The 19,521-nt window shown below is 63.0% G+C and carries 17 protein-coding genes; 1 reads left to right on the top strand and 16 read right to left on the bottom strand.

What is annotated here, in order from left to right:
• Positions 1-41: 41 nt before the first annotated feature.
• The 5 genes from nadC to panB form a co-directional block, all read right to left on the bottom strand.
• Entirely contained in the window at positions 42-893 is an 852-nt protein-coding gene (gene nadC, locus GL286_RS09640; protein ID WP_155095344.1) for a carboxylating nicotinate-nucleotide diphosphorylase, read from the bottom strand.
• A complete protein-coding gene (locus GL286_RS09635; RefSeq protein WP_343038861.1) occupies positions 890-2,443 on the bottom strand; it encodes an L-aspartate oxidase in 1,554 nt (517 codons plus the stop codon). Before GL286_RS09635 ends, nadC begins: the two co-directional genes overlap by 4 nt.
• Complete coding sequence (gene nadA / locus GL286_RS09630) at positions 2,440-3,492, bottom strand: quinolinate synthase NadA (RefSeq protein ID WP_155095343.1); 1,053 nt, start codon at positions 3,490-3,492, stop codon at positions 2,440-2,442. The genes GL286_RS09635 and nadA overlap by 4 nt, the downstream gene beginning before the upstream one ends.
• A gap of 124 nt (positions 3,493-3,616) precedes the next feature.
• Positions 3,617-4,468, bottom strand: a complete 852-nt coding sequence (panC, locus tag GL286_RS09625; RefSeq protein WP_155095342.1) for a pantoate--beta-alanine ligase — start codon at positions 4,466-4,468, stop codon at positions 3,617-3,619.
• The gene (gene panB, locus GL286_RS09620; protein WP_155095341.1) at positions 4,465-5,292 is read right to left on the bottom strand and encodes a 3-methyl-2-oxobutanoate hydroxymethyltransferase; all 828 of its coding nucleotides are present in this window, start codon (positions 5,290-5,292) and stop codon (positions 4,465-4,467) included. The genes panC and panB overlap by 4 nt, the downstream gene beginning before the upstream one ends.
• 380 nt (positions 5,293-5,672) lie before the next feature.
• On the opposite strand from panB, the gene GL286_RS09615 reads away from it, so the two are divergent.
• Complete coding sequence (locus GL286_RS09615) at positions 5,673-6,272, top strand: pyridoxamine 5'-phosphate oxidase family protein (protein ID WP_155095340.1); 600 nt, start codon at positions 5,673-5,675, stop codon at positions 6,270-6,272.
• 45 nt (positions 6,273-6,317) lie between these two features.
• On the opposite strand, the gene GL286_RS09610 is transcribed toward GL286_RS09615, so the two are convergent.
• From GL286_RS09610 to glgC, 11 genes are all read right to left on the bottom strand, one after another.
• The gene (locus GL286_RS09610; RefSeq protein WP_343038860.1) at positions 6,318-7,478 is read right to left on the bottom strand and encodes a hypothetical protein; all 1,161 of its coding nucleotides are present in this window, start codon (positions 7,476-7,478) and stop codon (positions 6,318-6,320) included.
• Positions 7,472-8,083: a tetratricopeptide repeat protein gene (locus tag GL286_RS09605; protein ID WP_155095339.1), complete on the bottom strand. Its 612-nt coding sequence runs from the start codon at positions 8,081-8,083 to the stop codon at positions 7,472-7,474. Before GL286_RS09605 ends, GL286_RS09610 begins: the two co-directional genes overlap by 7 nt.
• Entirely contained in the window at positions 8,080-8,958 is an 879-nt protein-coding gene (locus GL286_RS09600; protein WP_155095338.1) for a VWA domain-containing protein, read from the bottom strand. Before GL286_RS09600 ends, GL286_RS09605 begins: the two co-directional genes overlap by 4 nt.
• Positions 8,955-9,884, bottom strand: coding sequence for a VWA domain-containing protein (locus GL286_RS09595; protein WP_155095337.1), 930 nt, complete (start codon positions 9,882-9,884; stop codon positions 8,955-8,957). Before GL286_RS09595 ends, GL286_RS09600 begins: the two co-directional genes overlap by 4 nt.
• Positions 9,881-10,219: a hypothetical protein gene (locus GL286_RS09590; RefSeq protein ID WP_155095336.1), complete on the bottom strand. Its 339-nt coding sequence runs from the start codon at positions 10,217-10,219 to the stop codon at positions 9,881-9,883. The genes GL286_RS09595 and GL286_RS09590 overlap by 4 nt, the downstream gene beginning before the upstream one ends.
• Positions 10,206-11,063 carry a DUF58 domain-containing protein gene (locus GL286_RS09585; protein ID WP_343038859.1) on the bottom strand — a complete coding sequence of 286 codons (858 nt, stop codon included), beginning with the start codon at positions 11,061-11,063 and terminating at the stop codon, positions 10,206-10,208. Before GL286_RS09585 ends, GL286_RS09590 begins: the two co-directional genes overlap by 14 nt.
• Positions 11,057-12,019 (bottom strand): AAA family ATPase, encoded by a 963-nt coding sequence (locus GL286_RS09580; RefSeq protein ID WP_155095335.1) that lies wholly within the window; start codon positions 12,017-12,019, stop codon positions 11,057-11,059. The genes GL286_RS09585 and GL286_RS09580 overlap by 7 nt, the downstream gene beginning before the upstream one ends.
• A 136-nt stretch (positions 12,020-12,155) precedes the next feature.
• Positions 12,156-14,486, bottom strand: a complete 2,331-nt coding sequence (locus tag GL286_RS09575; RefSeq protein WP_155095459.1) for a glycogen/starch/alpha-glucan phosphorylase — start codon at positions 14,484-14,486, stop codon at positions 12,156-12,158.
• Positions 14,487-14,735: 249 nt separating this feature from the next.
• Positions 14,736-16,832, bottom strand: coding sequence for a glycogen debranching protein GlgX (gene glgX, locus GL286_RS09570; RefSeq protein ID WP_155095334.1), 2,097 nt, complete (start codon positions 16,830-16,832; stop codon positions 14,736-14,738).
• Complete coding sequence (gene glgA / locus GL286_RS09565) at positions 16,829-18,262, bottom strand: glycogen synthase GlgA (protein WP_343038873.1); 1,434 nt, start codon at positions 18,260-18,262, stop codon at positions 16,829-16,831. Before glgA ends, glgX begins: the two co-directional genes overlap by 4 nt.
• Positions 18,259-19,518: a glucose-1-phosphate adenylyltransferase gene (gene glgC / locus GL286_RS09560; protein WP_155095332.1), complete on the bottom strand. Its 1,260-nt coding sequence runs from the start codon at positions 19,516-19,518 to the stop codon at positions 18,259-18,261. Before glgC ends, glgA begins: the two co-directional genes overlap by 4 nt.
• Between the last annotated feature and the right edge of the window lie 3 nt (positions 19,519-19,521).

Raw genomic sequence — 19,521 nt, 5'->3', positions numbered from 1 at the left:
AGGACCAAAGCCTGCCCGCGCAAATCCGTTTCGGGTAATTCCTAGAAATCCAGACCAAGATCCAAGGTCGAGGCCGAGTGCGTCAACGCCCCGACCGAGATGTAATGGACGCCTGTCGCGGACACTTCCGCCACACAGCCTAGTCGCATATTTCCTGACGCTTCAAGGGATAGGCGGCCATTGTTCATCCTGACGGCTTCGTGCAGCGTCGGGGTGTCCATATTGTCCAGCAACACGACATCGGCGCCGCCTTCGTCCAGAACCTCAGCCAGTTGGTCCAGATTGTCCACCTCGATCTCGACCCTAACCATATGCGAGGCGGCGGCCTTGACCGCTTGCAGGACCGGACGGATTCCACCTGCTGCCGCGATGTGGTTGTCCTTGATCAGGATGGCATCCGAAAGCGAGAAGCGGTGGTTGAAGCCGCCGCCATGTAGGACCGCCTGTTTTTCGACGATGCGCAGTCCCGGAGTCGTTTTCCGAGTGCAGGTGATACGGGTCGACGTGCCACGGGTTTCGGCCACGAAACGCGATGTCATGGTGGCGATGCCGCTCAGGCGACCGGCAAAGTTCAGCGCGACGCGCTCGGCCGACAGGATCGAGGCCGCTTCGCCTTCGATTTCGGCCAGCGTGTCGCCTTTGGTGAAGGCTCCACCATCGGGTACGACCACGCGAACGCTCAGGGCCGGATCGATTAGTCTGAAGGCGATCACCGCGATCTGCATTCCCGAAGCGATCCCGTCCTCGCGCGCGACGATCCGCGCGGTGTATCGCGTTCCAGCCTTGATCACGGTGCGGGTGGTCAGATCGCCGTAAGTGCCCAGATCCTCGGCCAAGGCAGCGCGCACCAGAGGCTCAAGGATCATGTCGGGAAAGGCGGGCAGCAAGGTCATGCGGTTTCCTTAAGGCTCGAGGGCAGGGCGTCGGTCAGTCGGATACGCGTGCGCTGACCAGTCTTGCCCTGAGACTGGGGATAGTCGCTGCGGAAATGCGCCCCCCGGCTTTCCTGACGGTTCAGCGCGGCATAAGCGATCAGACGGGCGGTCGCGGTCATATTCAATAAGGGCGTGCAATCGGGCTGGCTATTCTCGATTGCGTCGATCTCGCGCAGGCAGGCCATCAGACCTACGGTATCGCGCACTACGCCCGCGCCCAAAGTCATTGCGCGGCGCAAGCGCTGGACCAGTTGCGGGTCGGGCAGCGGCGCGGCGGCGAGATCGGGCAGTTCCACTTCCAGCGCGGTTACTTCGGGGGTTATTGCGGCAATCGAATCCGCGCAGCGATCGGCAAAGACCAGCGCCTCCAGCAAGCCGTTCGAGGCCAGACGGTTCGCGCCATGCAGACCGGTCGAGGCTGCCTCGCCGCAGGCCCAAAGGCCGGAAAGGGAACTGCGGCCCGTGTCGTCGGTTTCGACGCCGCCCATATGGTAGTGCGCCGCAGCCGCCACCGGGATCGGCTGTCGGGTCGGATCGATGCCCGCTCGGGCGCAAGCCTGAGCCACGGCGGGGAACTCGGTCAGGATGCGTTCGCCCAGACAATGGCGGGTGTCGAGCGCGGGTCGCAGACCGGCCTTTGATTGCAGATAGACGGCGCGGGCCACGATATCGCGTGGGGCAAGCTCGGCGTCGGGATGGACGGCCAGCATGAAGCGTTCGCCATTTGCATTGAGCAGATGCGCGCCTTCGCCCCGCAGCGCCTCGGAGGCCAGCGGCGCGGGATCAATGCCCACATCCATCGCGGTCGGGTGGAACTGCACGAATTCGGGGTCCGAGATCACCGCCCCTGCGCGCGCGGCCATGCCAATGGCTGCGCCCGCGATGCGGTGCGGGTTGGTCGTTGCGGCGAACAGCCCCCCCGAGCCACCCGCCGCGAGCAGAACTGCGGGCGCGCGAAGCGTAATTTCCTGCGATCCGCTGGCGCGCATCAAGCGCACGCCGTCCACGCGCCCCTTCGCAACCTCTAGCCCCGAGGCCATGACGCCTTCCAGCACCTGAATCGAAGGCGTTGCCCGCACGGCGCGGATCAGCGTTTTCATGATCTGCGCACCGGCCTGATCGCCTTTGACGCGCACGACGCGGGCTGCGCCATGTGCGGCCTCGCGCGATAGCACAAAGCCGCCATCCGGCGTGCGGTCAAAGGGTGTGCCGATTTCGGTCAGGTCGAAAATCCGCGACCGCGCGGCGTTGGTGACCAGTCGGGCGACCTCGGGATCGACCAAGCCCGCGCCTGCATTCACAGTATCGCAGGCATGGGCCTCGGGGGTGTCGGCAGGGTCCATGGCGGCCGCGACGCCGCCTTGTGCCCAGACCGAACTTGCACCCTGACCAAGCGCCTCGGGCGAGATCACCAATACCGGTCGGGGGGCCAGTCGCAGCGCTGCGGACAGGGCAGCCAGTCCAGCCCCGAGGATGACGATCCGACCCGTCGAAATGGCGTCTGTCACGCTTGGGCCTGCCGCGACACGTCGATCATCCGTTGGACCGCACGTCGGGCGGGTTCTGCCACGGCGGGGTCAACTTCGACGACGCCGGTCATCGTGTGCAGCGACCACAGCACCTTTTCGAGCGTGATCTTCTGCATATACGGGCACATGTTACAGGGACCAAGGAACTCCACTTCGGGATTGGCGTCCGAGATATTCGACGCCATCGAGCATTCCGTGACCAGCATCACCTGCTTGGGACGTTCCTGTTCGACCCAGTGCTGGATATTCGCGGTCGATCCGGCGTAGTCGGCCTCGGCCACGACATCGGGCGGGCATTCAGGGTGGGCGATGATTTTCAGGCCCGGATTCCACTCGCGGAAGTCGCGCAGATCCTGCGGGCTGAACTGCTCGTGCACGATGCAGGCGCCATCCCACCAGACGATCCGTTTTTGCGGCACCTGCTTGGCGACGTTCTGCGCCAGCCATTTATCCGGCGTCATGATCACCGTATCGCTGTCCATTGCGGCGACGATCTGCGCGGCATTGGCCGAGGTGCAGCAGATATCCGACGCGGCCTTCACCTCGGCTGTGGTGTTGACGTAGCTCACGACCGGCGCGCCGGGATACCGCGCCCGCATCTGGGCGATGCCCTCGGCGGTGATGCTTTCCGCCAGCGAGCAGCCTGCCTCCATATCCGGCATCAGCACGGTTTTCCGGGGGTTCAGGATTTTGGAGGTCTCGGCCATGAAATGGACGCCACATTGCACGATCACGTCGGCCTCGACCTCGGTCGCCTTGATCGCAAGATGCAGGCTGTCACCGACCACATCGGCAATCCCGTGATAGATCTGCGGACGCATGTAATTATGCGCGAGGATCACGGCATTGCGCTGCTTTTTCAGGATGTTGATGGCACGCACATAAGGCGCGTGGATCGCCCAGTCGACCATGGGCATGACGCGATCCATGCGGGCATGGATGTCTGACATCTCGGCGGCCAGTTCAAGCGAGGGCTCAAGATCGTAATGAGCCCGCAATTCCTTCCGGATATCGGTTTTATCCAGCATTTCTTAACCTCCCAAGGTGCCAGACTGCGAAGGTCCGGCGCGCGCCTGATAGCGTCGGCTATTAGCTAGCGCAACAATTCTGTGTCATTGGACGGGCAGCAAATGCCTGCGGCCCGTAAAATGCTCAACTCGAGGGCGGGACCGCGACATTGTCGATCAGGCGGACGCCGTCCAGCCACGCCGCCACCAGCAGCCGGGCAGGGCGGTCGGCCTGCGCCGGTCCAAGCGTCGCGCTGTCGCGCAGTTCGAGATATTCGATGTCGTCGAATCCAGCGATCGAGATCCTTGCCCGCGCCGATGCAATCGCGTTGTCCACTGTTTTGCCTTTGGCGATGGCATCCGCTGCCTCGAACAATGCCTCGGGCAAAGCGACGGCTCTGGCGCGCGCCTGATCCGACAGGCGCTGGTTCCGCGAGGAAAGTGCGAGGCCACTCTCGGTCCGGATCGAGGGACAGGGAACAATCTCAACCGGCAGGCGCAAATCTGTGACCATGCGTTGCACGACCAGCAATTGTTGCCAGTCTTTCTCGCCAAAGAACGCGCGGTCCGCTTGGGTCATGTTGAACAGCAAGGCAACGACGGTCGCCACGCCGTCGAAATGTCCGGGGCGATGCGCGCCTTCCAGCGGTTCGCTGACCCCTGAAATGGAAATCGTCGTCGCATGGGCCAGAGGATACATCTCGGCCACGTGGGGGACGAACAGCGCATCGACGTCTAGCGGAGCCAGTATCTCGGCATCTGCGATCTCGGTCCGGGGATATTTCGCGAAATCCTCGGGCGAGTTGAACTGGCGCGGATTGACGAACAGCGTCACAATCACCCGATCGCAACTGGCTTTGGCGGCGCGGACCAGGCTGAGATGGCCGTCATGCAGCGCACCCATCGTCGGGACCACGCCGACAAGATCGCCATTCCGTTTCCATTCGCGCAGATTGGCGCGCAGATCGTCAAGGCGGCGGATGATCGGTGTCGTCATGCTTTCTTGCTTTCGGTGAAGATATGCTCGGGGCCGGGGAAGCGGCGGGTCCGCACATCACTGGCGTAATTCGCGATGGCCTGCTGCGCGGTTTCGCCCAGTTCGGCGTAGCGTTTGACGAATTTCGGGCGGAAGCCCGCGAATTGCCCCAGCATGTCGTCAACGACCAGCACTTGTCCGTCACAATCCACACCCGCTCCGATACCGATTGTTGGGACGGGGATGTCGCGCGTGATGCGTTCGCCCAGCTCGGCGGGCAGCTTTTCAAGCACAACTGCAAATGCACCCGCATCGGCCAATGCCGCCGCATCCGCAAGGACGCGGTCGCCGTCCGCTCCGCGACCCTGAACCTTGTAGCCGCCCAATGTGTTCACCGATTGAGGGGTCAGGCCGACATGGGCCATGACCGGAATGCCGCGCTGGACAAGGAAACGGACCGTCTCGGCCATATGTGCGCCGCCTTCCAGCTTGACGGCCTGACTGCCGGTTTCTGCCATGATGCGGGCGGCGTTGCGAAATGCCTGCGCGGGGCCTTCCTCGTACGAGCCGAAGGGCATGTCGACGACCATGCAGGCATGGCTCAAACCCCGCGCGACGGCTTGACCGTGCAGGATCATCATCTCGATCGTCACGCCAACCGTCGAGGGCAACCCGTGCAGCACCATGCCGACGCTGTCGCCGACCAGCACCAGATCGCAGGATTGGTCCACGAGTTGGGCCATCGGCGTGGTATAGGCGGTCAGGCAAACAACCGGTTCGGTCCCTTTGCGAGAGCGGATGTCACTGGGCGTGATGCGCCCCTGTCTGTCAGGTGTGGCACTCATGCTGTTCCCAACTCCTGCTGGTATCGTTGTGGGGGCCTGGCCATAGCAGTCTCAGCCTCGAAATTCTGTGGCTTGCGGCTCGACCATGCCTTGCGGCTAGGGCGAATTGCGTAGCGATGAGGTCAGCCCCGAAGTGGTGCCGACGCATATTGATTGATCGATCGTTCTTCAAGCGTTTCCGAAGCGTTGCGATCGGGGTGGTCTTCGGCTCGGAACGCCGGTCGCGCCGGTTTTCGACCCCAGTTTCAAGGTTTTCTGGATTCGCCGCCCTACGAGGATTAGAATACAGCACCCGCCAGATCGCTCTGACGAGTCGTCACATACACGCTCAGCGCCGATATCCGCCAATCCGGCGCGGCATCGTTCGGGAAGGGGGGCGAATGATGGATAGCGGCCAGTTCTATCACTCGGGGCAGCGCAAGCTACAGGATGATTTCGACAGCCGCCGCATTGCCGACCGGCTGCAATCGGTCACGTTTCGACAGGCTTTCACCGACAATGACCGCGCATTTATCGAAGGCGCGTCATTCTTCTTTCTGGCGACGGCGGATGCCGAGCGGCGGCCGGACTGTTCGTTCAAGGGCGGTATGCCGGGCTTCGTTCGGGTCATTGGCGCGGATGAGTTGGTCTTTCCGGACTATGACGGCAATGGCATGTTTCGCAGTCTGGGGAATATTCTGGTGAACGCCGCCATCGGAATGCTGTTCATCGCGATGGGTGGAAAGCCCGCGCGTCTCAGGGTCAACGGCTCCGCGCGCGTCAGTCCGGACGATCCGCTGATCGGTGATTTTATCGGGGCCCAGTTGCTGATCCGCGTCCATGCCCATGCAATCTTTCCGAACTGTCCGCGCTATATTCCCGGTGACGGGGGCGCATCGATCTATTGCCCGCGTCCCGGCGTCGCGCCGGTCGAGCCAGCATGGAAAGGTTTTGACAGCTTCAAGGACGTCGTTCCGCCTCGGGTACCGACACGGAGTTGACTGCTGCTTAGGACATGGCCGGATGCGCGCGGTAGCCGGGATGTACTATCGGCCTCGTGATCGGGTGATTTCGGCAAGAAAGGCGTCCCGGTCAAAATCGTGAGGCTCTTTGGCGAAAAGGGCGGTGTCCAGCCGGTGCAGCGCAAGGTTCTGCGTCGGACTTACCGATGCCTCATGTCCCAGATACTTCTCGACCGACCGGCGTAATGCGAGCAGGTCCTGACCTCGTGCGGCCTCGCGCAAATCGGTCAGGGCGGGGTTTGGGCGCAGGCGATGCAGCGCCGCTTTAAGTCGGCTAAGCGCCGGAAACCGCCGACTGCGCAACAAAACGAGCAGCGGCATCAGAAATCCCGCCAAAACCGCTGCCATGCTGGACCAACGGGCCAAGGCGGGGGCTTGCGCCATGCCTCCGACGTTTTCGGCCAGCTTTCCATAGCCGAACGGGATCGGCGGCATGATTGCGCCACGCATTTCGCGCTTGCCGGTATCGAACCAGGAAAACCGCATCGGAGGCAAGGCGCCCTGTTCACCGGTGATCGGGCGCAAGCTCCACTCCCATTGCACAAAGGCCACAGGTCCATCTTGGGTCAGGCGAGTCTCGCGTTTTTCCGGAGCGGCGAAACTGATCAGCCACGGTTCGCGCAGATCGGGGCGGGGCGGTAGCAAATGGCCCATGCTGCCTTGGGCCGTCAGGGTGATCCGGCGTTGGATGGTCTGGTCATCGCGGATGCGGGCGGGATCGCCCGATAGCTCATCCGTGACGGCCAGAGTGCTGGCGGCCAAAGGGCGGCCAGGCGCTGGATAGGGCGCGACATTGATCGAGACGGCCTTGGCCGTGACCGGAACCTGCGCGCGGGCGTTAGTTTCCGCCTTGGTCAGCATGTGGGTGACCGGACCGATGGCAAGGCTTCCCGATTGCTTGGCAAAGATCGCAATATGGCGCTGGAAGGTCCGGCGGAGTTTGCCCTCGATGCGCTCATCTTTCCATTCGTCAGGCGAGATCTGGATCCAGTCATAGGCGGCGGAATCAGGAAATGTCATATCCTCCAGCGTGATGGCTCCGGTATATTCGCCTCGTATTGTCAGTGCGATCATCTCGCCGACGACGGGGTGGGTCTCGGGCAGGATCAGGCGCAGACTGTCCTGAGCCGTGGCGGGCAAGGCGAAGAACAGGACCAGAGACAGGCGGGCGAAAAGGCTTACCACGGCTCGCCCTCGGCCGGTCGCACCAGTCCTTTTGCGGCACGGCGGTCATATTCGGCCTGTAACCTGAGACGCAGGAACTCTCCGGGGTCGTCGGGGATCGTGTCCAGCCAGTCATCGCTGGCGGCAATGCCTCGGGCTTCGACATCGCGCTTCCAATGGATCGCCAACATCTTGGCGGTGGTATTCGGGGCCTCGGTTCCCGGACCAAGGCCGCCGCTTGCGGCGATGCGGCCGGGAACGATGCTGTCGCCGGTTTCGGGCCGGATCATTGCGGCGACCAGATCGCGGTTTTGCCGCGCCTCGGCATCGCTGGGGTTGGCGAACAGGACCGCATCGAAATAGGCGCGGGACAATGCGTAATCACCCGTCGCGGCAAGGCTGAGGCCGCGATTGTAGGTCTGGGTCCGTCCGGCATCGGCGAAGGCCGTGTCGGCCGACGCGAAATGACCTGCACGGAACAGGGCCACGCCGCGCTCCGCGGGGTCGGACAAAAGCCCTGCGGCAAGGCCGGGAATGCCCGCTGTCAGCAGGATGTGGCCAATGGCCTGCGGACCGGCAAGGGCAAGACAGACTATCGCGGCCAGCAGACCTGATAGACGTTTCATGCCCGCCTCCGGAACCGGACGAGCATTGGAAGCATCGCCAGCGCAGCAAGGAACGGTCCAAGGTCGCGGTAATGCAGTGCGCGTGTCACGGGGTCTTGTCCCAATCCGGCGCGGTCCAACGCTGCGATGACAGCCTCGGGCGCATTGGCGGGGGAAATGCGCTGCGGTTCGATGGATTGCAAGGCGGTCGGGTCGGATGCGGGGTTGCCATCGACCGTCAGCGCCCAAATTCGGACGCCTGAAGCCCTGAGCCGCGCCGCCTCGGCCTTGGCTGAAGCCGAGATCCCGCCGCCATCCGAGATCAGCACCAGATCAGCCCTAGGTGTCCCCACCAACATTTCCTGCGCAAGGGACAAGGCCGCCGCGGGATTGCTGCTTTTGTCGGGCATGGTCTGGCTGTCGAGAACCGCGATCAGGCTGTCCAGAACTGCCGGATCGGTCGTGGGGGCGGCGGCGATATAGGCCTCGCCCGCGTAAAGGATCAGCCCGACTGGTCTGCCAACCAATTGCCCCACGATGCGGGCTGCGGCGGCCTGTAAATCTGCCAGCGCCTGTGCGCGGTTTCCGCTCGTGACCGAGGCGGACATGTCCAATGCCAGCAGCACCGCATCGCTTTGGGCAAAGACCGGAGTATCGGATTTCGGCGTGGCCGGACCGGATAAGCCCAGAACCAGCGCGACTGCCCCTGCCAAAGGCATTGCCCTAGACCATTTGCTGCCGTGATCGATCCAGCCAAGCGCGGTCATTCCGGCGAGCATGCGCGGGGCCAGAACCGTTTGCCATCCACCGCTGCCCGCGGGGCGACGAAAGACCAGCGCGGCGATCAGAAGCAGCACCGGCAAGGCCAGCAGCCACCAAGGGCGCAGCAGGATCATTCCCGCCTCCATGCCAGTACGAGCAGGATCAGCAAGGAAACGGCAGCGGGCCACATCCAAAGAGATTGCCGGATCCGCAGGGGCGGGCGCTCGGACGGGTTCGGCTCAAGCTGGTCGAGGGTTGCGGCCATCCGGACCAGATCATCCATGCCGCGGACCCGAAAACTGGTTCCTCCTGCCGCTTCCGCGATCCGCCGCAAGGTTCCGGCATCGACGGCATCGCGTGATTTCGGCTGGCTTTCCAGATCGTCTGGGCCAAGCGCGATGGTATGGACGCGGACGCCGTGATTTGCGGCCAGCGTTGCGGCATCCACCGCGTCGACCTTGCCTGCGGTGTCGATCCCGTCGGATAAAAGAACGATGACCCGTGTGGATGCAGGGCTGTCGGCAAGGCGGCTCAGTGCCAGTCCCAGCCCGTCCGAGATCGCCGTCGACTTGCCCGAGATGCCGATCTGGGCCTCGTCGATCGCACGGGCCACCGAATCTACGTCGAAGGTGACGGGTTGGGCGAAATAGGCGCGGTCGCCAAAAATCACCAGCCCGATCCGGTCGCCATTGCGGGCCGCGACGAAGCGGGTGGCAACGCGCTTGACCGCATCAAGCCGCGAGATCGGCTGACCATCAAGACGGAAATCGGTCTTCTCCATACTGCCCGACATATCCAGCGCAAGGACAATATCGCGCCCTGATGCTGTCTGGAGCGGGGTGGGTCGGTCAATCCCCGGACCTGCCAAGGCGACGATCAGCGACACCCAGCCAAGCGTGGCAAGTAACCAGCGATTTCCGTCGCGGCGCTGCGGCGTCACATTGGCAAAGATGTGGTCCGGTACGGCCAGACCGCCCTGCGCGGCCGATGCGGGCAGCAACCTGATCACGATGGGTAGCGGCAGGCAAAGCAGCATAAGAGGCTGGGCGAGCGAGATCATCTGCGCCGCCGCCCTCGGCGCAAGGCGCGCTCGATTTCGGCGTCGTTCGGCGCAAGGGCCGCGTCGTAAGCAGCCCTACGCAATGCGGGGGGTAAATGGCCAAGGATGCGCCCAATGCGCAACAACCGTTCCTGTGCAGGCAGGCCGCGTGTGGCGCGGATCAGGGCGCGGCGGGATTGGCGACGGGCCATGAGGGGCGAAACAATGGCGGCCAACACCGAACCGGCCAGCAATCCGATTCCGAACAGCGCCAGCAACTCGCCCCATCCCGGCATCAGCATGGTCTCGGGCAACCTGCTTGGCGCAAGGGCTGCGATCAGTTCATCCGAGGTCATCGGGCAGAACCAGATGAGGCTTGGCGCCCAACTTGCGAAGATGCGCCATAACGGGATGAGCGTCATAAGCCGCCAGATTTCCGTGTCGGCTGGCATGAACTGAACTGACGGTCAGCGCATGGCGTGGCGGTGCGATCTCGACCGGATCAAGGACCAGATGGATTTCGACCTGCCGCCCGCGGCTTAACTGCGTCAGCGTTCCGTCACATCCGACCAATGCATCGGGTCCCGTCACAAGATGTATCCGTCCCACCGCAGCAACCGTCTGTCGGCCCTGCGCCAAAACGGCGGTCAGCGCTATGGGGGACGGTTGGTCCTTGGTGCTGTTCCGGATCAGCGCCGCGTCATGTGTTCGGGCCAGCAGGCGACAGATCTGCTGCATCTGCGCCTCGCCGATTGCAGGCGAAAGTCGGGCGTTGGCTTCGTCGGTCGCGACAAGCAATCCGACCGAGCCGCCACGCGACACGGCACGCCAACCCAGCCGCGCCAGATGCCGCGCCACCAGAACCGAGCGTAGTGCATGACCCGTCCCCCACAACATCGGGCGCCTGAAATCCGCGATCAGCAGGGTCGTGTCGTCGCGTTCTTCGTGGAAGCTGCGGACATGCAATTGGCCGGTGCGGGCGGTCGCGGCGGGGTCCAGACGGCGGGGATCGTCGCCATCGGAAAAGGCGCGGATCTCGCGCAGGTCCATACCTTGTCCGGCAACGCGGGCAGGGACGGCACCGGGGCGTCGGCTGGCAGGGCGGTGGCGCGACAGATGGTATTGTGCCTTTAACGCGATCAGTTCGCCGGCGGTGACACGCAAGCCGGCCTGATCGAGTGCGGCAGACAAGCCTACCACGGGCGCACCTCGTGCAGGACATCGGCAATCAGGCTACGTCCGGTGCGGCCCTCGCCGATTGCTTGCCAGTTCGGGATCAGCCGGTGCGCGAGCGCGTCCATCGCCAGTTCCTCGACATCCTCGGGCAGGCCGTGATCGCGGCCCCGCAGCCATGCCCGCGCACGAACCGCTGATGCAAGGGCCAGCGTGCCGCGCGGCGAAACCGGATGTTCGACCCATTCGGCGATGGTGCCACCAGCGCGGGTCGCCATCACCAGCCGGACGATGAAATCCTTGAGCGCCGGAGCAAGATGGACGCGGGCGACGGCTGCCCGCGCGGCCTCGACCTGATCCGACGGGACGCGCAAGACCGGATCGACCAATGGCGTCAGGGCCTCGGCCTCTACAAGGTCCAGAATGCCTCGTTCGGTGACGGCATCGGGCAAATCCAGCGCCAGATGCAGAAGGAAGCGATCCATCTGCGCTTCCGGTAGCGGAAAGGTTCCTTCGTGTTCGATGGGGTTCTGCGTGGCAACCACCATGAACAGATCGGGCAGTTTCCGTGTGACGCCAGCCGAAGTGACCTGATGTTCGGCCATTGCCTCCAGCAGGGCGGACTGGACCTTGGGAGGAGCGCGGTTGATTTCATCGACCAGCACCAAGGTGTGAAAGATCGGGCCGGGGGCGAAATCGAAGCCACCGGTATCGGCGCGAAACACCTGCGTTCCTGTCAGGTCCGAAGGCAACAGGTCGGGCGTGCATTGGATGCGGGCGTGACTGCCGGGAAGATGCGCCGCAAGCCGCTTGACCGCGCGGGTCTTGGCGATGCCCGGTGGCCCTTCCAGCAATACATGCCCGCCCGCCAGCAAGGCGATGACCAGACGCTCGGCCATCCGTTCATGCCCGACCAACCCGCTGGCCACATCACCCGCGAGGCGGGCGACCGCGCCAGCCTCGAAACGCTCATGTTGTGACATTTCTCACTCCCCTAAGGTTCAACACACCTTCGGGAAAGCGGACTGTCCAAACAAATTCGGGCAAACTGCGACGAATGGTTGAAGGCGGGCCGCAGCCAATCCGGCAGGGTGCGGTGTCGAAGGGGGCAATGCCCCTTCAGACGTGCCAGATTGTTTCCATATATCCGCGGATGGTGCGGTCCGATGAAAAGAAGCCGGACGAGGCGATGTTGAGCGCCGACATGCGATCCCAATGCCCGTGATCGGCATAGGCGGAATCAACGCTGCGCTGGCAGCGGTAATACGAGTCAAAATCCGAAGCCACGAGGAACGGGTCGTCATTCCATGTGCGGTCCAGCAGGGCGTAATAATGTTCGGGGCGACCGAACCGCCCCTCGGCGATCAGTTGCAGGGCGATCTTCATGTCGTCGCTTTTCTCGATCGCGGCACGGGCGTGGCCGGGTTTGGCTTTCTCGGTTTCGGCCTCGGCGGCGGTAAGGCCGAACAGGAAGAAGTTATCGGGGCCGACCAGTTCCCTGATCTCGACATTCGCGCCGTCCAATGTCCCGATGGTCAGCGCGCCGTTCATGGTGAACTTCATGTTGCCGGTGCCCGAGGCCTCTTTGCCCGCGGTCGAGATCTGTTCGGATAGATCGGCGGCGGGGATCAGTTTCTCGGCCATCGAGACGTTGTAATTCGGCGGATAGGCGATTTTCAGGAATTGCGACGTGACGGGATCGTCATTGATCGTCTTGGCGACATCGTTGATCAGATGGATGATGGTCTTGGCCGTCCAGTAACCCGGAGCGGCCTTGCCGCCGAATATCTTCAGGCGCGGCGTCCAGTCGCCATTCGGGCTTTCGTGGATGCGATGCCATAGCGCAATCGTTTCAAGGATGTTCAGCAATTGCCGCTTGTATTCGTGCATGCGCTTGACCTGCACGTCAAAGATCGCCTCGGGGTCGGCGTTGATCCCAAGATCGGCAAGCAGGCCGTTGGACAATGCGACCTTGTTCTGCCGCTTGGCCGCGCGCAGCTCGTCCAGAAAGCCCCCGTCATCCGCGTAAGGCGCAAGGCCCTTGAGCAGATCGAGATCTCCGGTCCAGCCCGTTCCGATGGTCTTATCCAGAAGGCGGGCCAAAGGCGGGTTCGACATCCGCAGCCAGCGGCGCGGAGTGACGCCGTTGGTCAGGTTCACGATGCGGTCGGGATGCAGTTTGTGCAGATCGGCAAAGACGGTGCTGCGGACCAGATCGGTGTGCAACGCGGACACGCCGTTCACCTTGCCGGCCATGATGAAGGCCAACTCGCCCATCCGGACTTCGTCATGGTCGATGATTGAGACATTGGCGGGGCGGCCTGTCGACTTGCGATGGTCCTCGTCGATCATGCGGATGATCTGCAAATGGCGCGGCAGGACATGGCCCATCAGCCAGATCGACCAGCGCTCTAGCGCCTCGGGCAGAAGGGTGTGGTTGGTGTAGTTCAGGGTCCGTCGGGCAAGATCCAGCGACTGCGCGAAAGGCAGGTCGTGTTCGTCCATCAGCAGGCGGATCAGTTCGGGGCCCGCGATTGCCGGATGGGTGTCATTCAGCTGGATCGCGACCTTGTCGGGAAGATGGGCCAGATCCTCGCCATGTTCGGCCACGAAGCGGCGGATGATGTCCTGCAGCGCCGCCGAGGTCAGGAAATATTCCTGCTTCAGCCGCAACTCCTTGCCCTGATCGGTGGTGTCGTCTGGGTAAAGCACGCGAGACAGCGTCCGCGCCAGCGCCTCGGGTTCGGCGGCGGCGGCGTAATCGCCCGCGTTGAAACGGTGCAGGTCGAACAGGTTGGTCGGCTGTGCGCCCCACAGCCGCAGCGTATTGGCCCAGTTCGCCTGCCAGCCGATCACCGGCGTGTCATAGGCCCGCGCGACCACGCTTTCGCCCGGGAGCCAGACGCTGTGGCCGTCAACCGTCTCGACTTCGCCCTTGAAGCCAATGGTATAGCTGTAATCGACGCGCACGAATTCCCACGGATGGGGTTGGTTCAGCCAGTCCTCGGGGGTCTCGACCTGCTGACCGGCGGCAAAACGTTGGCGGAACAGCCCGTGTTCGTAGCGGATGCCGTAGCCGAAGGCCGGAACGCCGAGGCTGGAGAGGGACTCCATGAAGCAGGCCGCCAGCCGCCCAAGCCCGCCATTGCCCAATGCGGCGTCGGGTTCGTCCTCGAGGATCTGGGTTCTGTTGAGGCCAAGACTTTCCAGCGCCTCGTCCATCTGGTGGTCAAGCCCTAGATTGATGATCGCATCGCCCAGAATGCGGCCGATCAGGAATTCCATCGACAGGTAATAGACCCGCTTCAGCTTGTTGTCGCGCGACGTCCGGTGGCCGGCCATCCATGGCGTGACGATCAGATCGCGGATGGTGTAGCTGACCGCCAGCCGCCAATCGAAGACGGTGGCGAATTCCGGCCCCCGTCCTTGGGTATGGGTCAGGTGGTACATGATCTGATCGGCGAGATCGCGGGCAGTTGGCTTTTCGGTCAAATCGGGCCTCGTGGGCTGGGGATGACAGACGGATAGGCGTTCAGAAGAAGTGGTATTCCCGCGCAAGCAGGGCAGTGCCGATATAGGATTGCTGGCGCATTCCGGTGGATTCGCAAACGGGACCAAGGCTGGGCGGCTGATGGCGGGCAGAAGTCCTTGCGCGGTTGCCCAGAAAATGACGTCGCTGCCTGTTCCAAAGGCCCATCGTCATACGTCGGTACCTACCAGATCGGTCAGCACAAAGGCGACGACGCTGTCCTTCTGGATCGGTTCGGGTTTGTCGCCAACGGGCTCGTCAACGGGGCCGAAGCGGCTGCTGTCCAGCCGTCTGCGCCAGATGCCGCGCGAGGTGGCCTCGGGCAATTGGACCTCGGTATCGGGTCCGGCATTCAGGACCAGAAAAATCGCGCCGAGTAGCGCGGCATAATCCGGCGTCCCCGAGGCCATCCGCATTTCGGCTGCAATCAGCCGCAGCTCGGGATTGGTCCAATCCTCGACCTGCATGGCCTCGCCATCGGCGCGGCGCCAGAACAGATCCGGAATCCCGTCCTGTTCGCGTGGCTGGCTGTGCAGGAACCGCTTCTGCCGCAAGATCGGGTGGGCCTTGCGAAAGGCGATGGCGCGTTGGCAAAACTCAAGGAAGACGGGATCCGCATCGGCCCAGTCCACCCAGCCGATCGAGTTGTCCTGACAATAGGCGTTGTTGTTGCCGCCTTGCGAATTGCCCAGTTCGTCTCCGGCCAAGATCATCGGCGTGCCTTGTGACAGCAGAAGCGTTGCCATCAGGTTGCGCCGCCGCCGCCCGCGCTTCTCGAGGATTTTCGGATCGGCGGTCGATCCCTCGACGCCGCAATTGTCGGAAAGGTTGTGGTCGTGGCCGTCGCGGTTGCCCTCGCCATTGGCCTCGTTGTGCTTCTGGTTGTAGCTGACGGTATCGGTCAGGGTGAATCCGTCATGCGCCGAGATAAAGTTGACCGAGGCCGTCGCGGGCCGTCCATCATGGTCGAAACGGGCCGCAGAGCCAGCGATCCGTTTGGCCAGCTTGCCCGCCTTGTTCGGATCGCCGCGCCAGAAACTTCGGATCTGGTCGCGGTAGCGGTCGTTCCATTCCGAAAACGGCGCGGGATAGGCCCCAAGTTGATAGCCGCCTTCGCCGATGTCCCACGGCTCGGCGATCAGCTTGACGCGGTTCAGCACCGGGTCCTGACGCACGGCGCGGAAAAACGATCCGTCGCGGTCAAACACCCCGTTCGAGCGCCCCAGTACCGAGCACAGGTCGAAGCGGAAGCCGTCCACATGCATGACCTCGACCCAGTAGCGCAGGGAATCCATTACCAGCCGCAAGGCGAATGGCTTGTCCATGTCCAGTACATTGCCGGTTCCGGCATCGTTGACGTAGTAGCGCCGGTCCTCGGCCAGACGATAATACGAGGCATTGTCCAGACCGCGGAAACACAGTGTCGGACCCAATTCGTTGCCTTCGGCGGTGTGGTTGTAGACCACGTCCAGAATGACCTCGATGCCGGCCTGATGGAAGCGCGAGACCATCTGCTGGAATTCGGCAATGTCTCCGTCGCGCATGTAGCGCGGCTCGGGCGCGAAAAAGCCGTAGGACATGTAGCCCCAGTAATTCCGCATCCCCTTTGCAGCCAAAAAAGCGTCGTCGGCAAAGGCATGGACCGGCAGTAATTCGATCGCGGTGATGCCCAGCTTGTTCAGGTGGTCAAGGATTGGAGCCGAGGCCATCGCCAGAAATGTGCCGCGATCACGGACATCCTCGCGCAGGGCGGTCAGTCCTTTGACATGCGCCTCATAGATGATGGTGTCGATCATCGGATGTTGCGGTGGGTGGTCGCTGCCCCATGAAAAGCTGGGATCGACAACGACTGAACGCGGCATATAGGCGGCGCTGTCACGCGGATCGAAGCTGAGGTCCACCAAAGGATCGCCCGCTTTATAGCCGAATAGCGCGTCGTTCTGGATCGGACTGCCGGTCAGTCGCTTGGCATAGGGGTCCATCAGCAGCTTGTTCGGATTGAAGCGATGCCCTTCTGTGGGATTGTAGGGGCCATGCACGCGGTAGCCGTATTTCAGGCCGGGGCGCAGGCCCGCGATATAGCCATGCCAGACATGGCCTTCGCGTTCGGGGAGTTCGATCCGGGTTTCCTGCCCCGCGCCGTCGAACATGCATAGCTCGACCCGCTCGGCGTGATGCGAAAACAGGGCAAAGTTCACCCCCGCCCCGTCGAAGGTCGCGCCCAATGGTGCGGCCAGTCCCGCCGAGATGGTGTAGCTGCGCTTCATTCCGATGCCGCCAGCCTTTCGTATAGCCGCGCGTAGACACGGGCCGACTGGTCCCAGCCGACGGGCTGGGCCATGGCATTGCGCTGCATTTTCGACCATGTGTTCCGGTCGGAATATAGATTGCACATGGTCACGATTGCATTGCGGAACGCCTCGGCCGTGACCGGAGAAAACTGTAATCCGGTCGCCACGCCGCGCGCCAATGCGGCGGGCGAGGCGTTGATGACCGTATCCGCCAGACCTCCGGTCAACGCCACGACGGGCAGTGTTCCGTAACGCAGGCCGTAAAGCTGGGTCAGGCCACAGGGCTCGAACCGCGAGGGCACAAGGATCGCGTCGCCGCCAGCCATCATGCGATGCGACAGGCCTTCGTCATAGCCGATACGGACGGCGACATTGGCCTCGCGCTCGGCCAAGGCCGAGAATGCAAGTTCAAGATCGCGCTCACCCGTGCCCAAAAGCGCAAGCTGGCCACCATGGGCAAGCAGGGTCGGCATGACCTCAAGGACAAGGTCCAGCCCTTTCTGATGGGTCATACGCGACACGATGATGCACAGCGGCCCATCCGATGCGGGCAGCCCGAACTCGGCGCGCAGGGCTGCCTTATTGGCCTGTTTTTGCTGCGGTTTCTGGTAGGTGCTGATCTGCGGATCTGTGGCGGGGTTCCAGATTTCGGTATCAATGCCGTTCAGGATACCGGCCAATTGCTCGCGGCGGCTGCGCATCACGCCGTCAAACCCGATCCCGAATTCTGCTGTCATCAGCTCCTCGGCATAGCGCGGCGAGACGGTCGTCAAGGCATCCGCGCCGATCAGACCGGCCTTGAGCGCCGATATCGCGCCCCAATATTCGAAACCGCCGGAATGGAAGCGCGCGGGATCGAGCCGCAATGAGGCCAAGCGGTCCGGTCCGACAATACCATGAAAGGCGATATTGTGGATGGTCAGAACGGTCCGGATATCGGCGCTGCCCATTTGTCGCAGATATTCCGGCATGAAGCCCGCTTGCCAGTCATGGCCGTGCAAGATCAGGGGCTGCCACTCCGCCGCGCCATTGGCAGCGATATAGGCGCCGACCCATGACAAAGCAGCGAAACGTTCGGGGTTGTCGGGCCAATCCGCGCCTGTCGGACCGATATACGGCCCACCCGGACGGTCGAACAGATGCGGCGCGTCAATGACGAGCAGATCCAGCCCCGCCGCAGTGCCCGAAAGCAACCGCGCAGGTCCACCGAACAGGTCGCTGAAATCGGCGATCCGGACCGCGTTTTCGTCAAGCGCGGCCATCACGGCGGGATATCCCGGCAGAAGGGTACGCATCTGGACCCCTTCGATGGCAAGGGCGCGGGGCAGGGCACCGGTGACGTCGGCCAGTCCTCCGGTCTTGACCAGAGGAGCGCATTCCGAGGTAACGGACAGAACCCGCATCACAGGGATGCCGCCCTTTTGTCCAGCATGGTCTGCGTGATCAACGTGACCCCGCGCGGGCTTACGCGGAACCATTTGGCATCTTCGAGCGGGTCCTCGCCGACCACCAGCCCCTCGGGGATGACGACACCGCCGTCGATCACCACCTTGCGCAATCTGGCCGAGCGGTGGACGGTCACATAGGGCAGCACAACCGCATGATCCAGCACCGCATAGCTGTTGGTGTGAACCTCGGTGAACAGCAGCGAATTGCGGATTTCGGTACCGGAGACGATGCATCCGCCCGACACCATGGACGAAATCGCCACCCCGCGCCGGTCCTTCTCGTCATGGATGAACTTGGCCGGAGGCACGCTGAGCGCGTTGGTCCAGATCGGCCATTCGCGGTCCCAGAGGTTCAGATCGGGGATGAAGTCGGTCAGCGCGATATTTGCCTGCCAGAAGGCATCGATGGTGCCGACATCCTTCCAATAGGCGGGCGCGCCTTCGTCCCGGACGCAGGAGGTATCGAAGCGATGCGCCATGGCCTTGCCCTTGGCGACGATGTCGGGGATCAAATCATTCCCGAAGTCGTGGCTGGATTCCGCGTCGGCGGCGTCCTCCAGCAGCAGTTCGCGCAGGAAGGCCCAGTTGAAGACATAAATCCCCATCGAGGCCAGCGAATGGGCCGGATCATCGGGCATCGCCGGAGGGTCGGCGGGCTTTTCCAGAAACGAGGTGATCCGTCCGGTCTCGTCCACGGCCATCACGCCGAACGAACTGGCATCGGCGCGGGGCACGGTCAGGCAGCCAATGGTCACATCCGCGCGGCTTTGCACATGCTGGCGCAGCATGATCTCGTAATCCATCTTGTAAATGTGATCGCCTGCCAGAATGATGATGTAATCGACGTCATAGCTGTCCACGATGTCGATGTTCTGGGTGACAGCATCGGCCGTGCCTCGGTACCAGTGCTCTTCCGAAACGCGCTGCGAGGCGGGCAGGATGTCGAGAAACTCGTTCCGTTCGGGGCGAAAGAAGTTCCAGCCGCGTTGGCAATGGCGGATCAGGCTATGGGCCTTGTATTGCGTGGCGATGGCGATTTTGCGGATGCCGGAATTGACCGCGTTCGATAGGGCGAAGTCGATGATCCGGGTCTTGCCGCCGAAATAGACAGCGGGCTTCACCCGACGATCCGTCAATTCGTAAAGTCTGCTGCCACGTCCTCCGGCCAGCACAAAGGCCATCGCCCTGCGCGTCAGTCGCCCGTTCTCAACCATTGC

It is taken from the genome of Paracoccus aestuariivivens, from assembly GCF_009711225.1.
GTDB classification, from domain to species: domain Bacteria; phylum Pseudomonadota; class Alphaproteobacteria; order Rhodobacterales; family Rhodobacteraceae; genus Paracoccus; species Paracoccus aestuariivivens.
The sequence above is the reverse complement of the archived record's forward strand: the minus strand, read 5'-3'. Positions and strand labels throughout refer to the sequence as shown.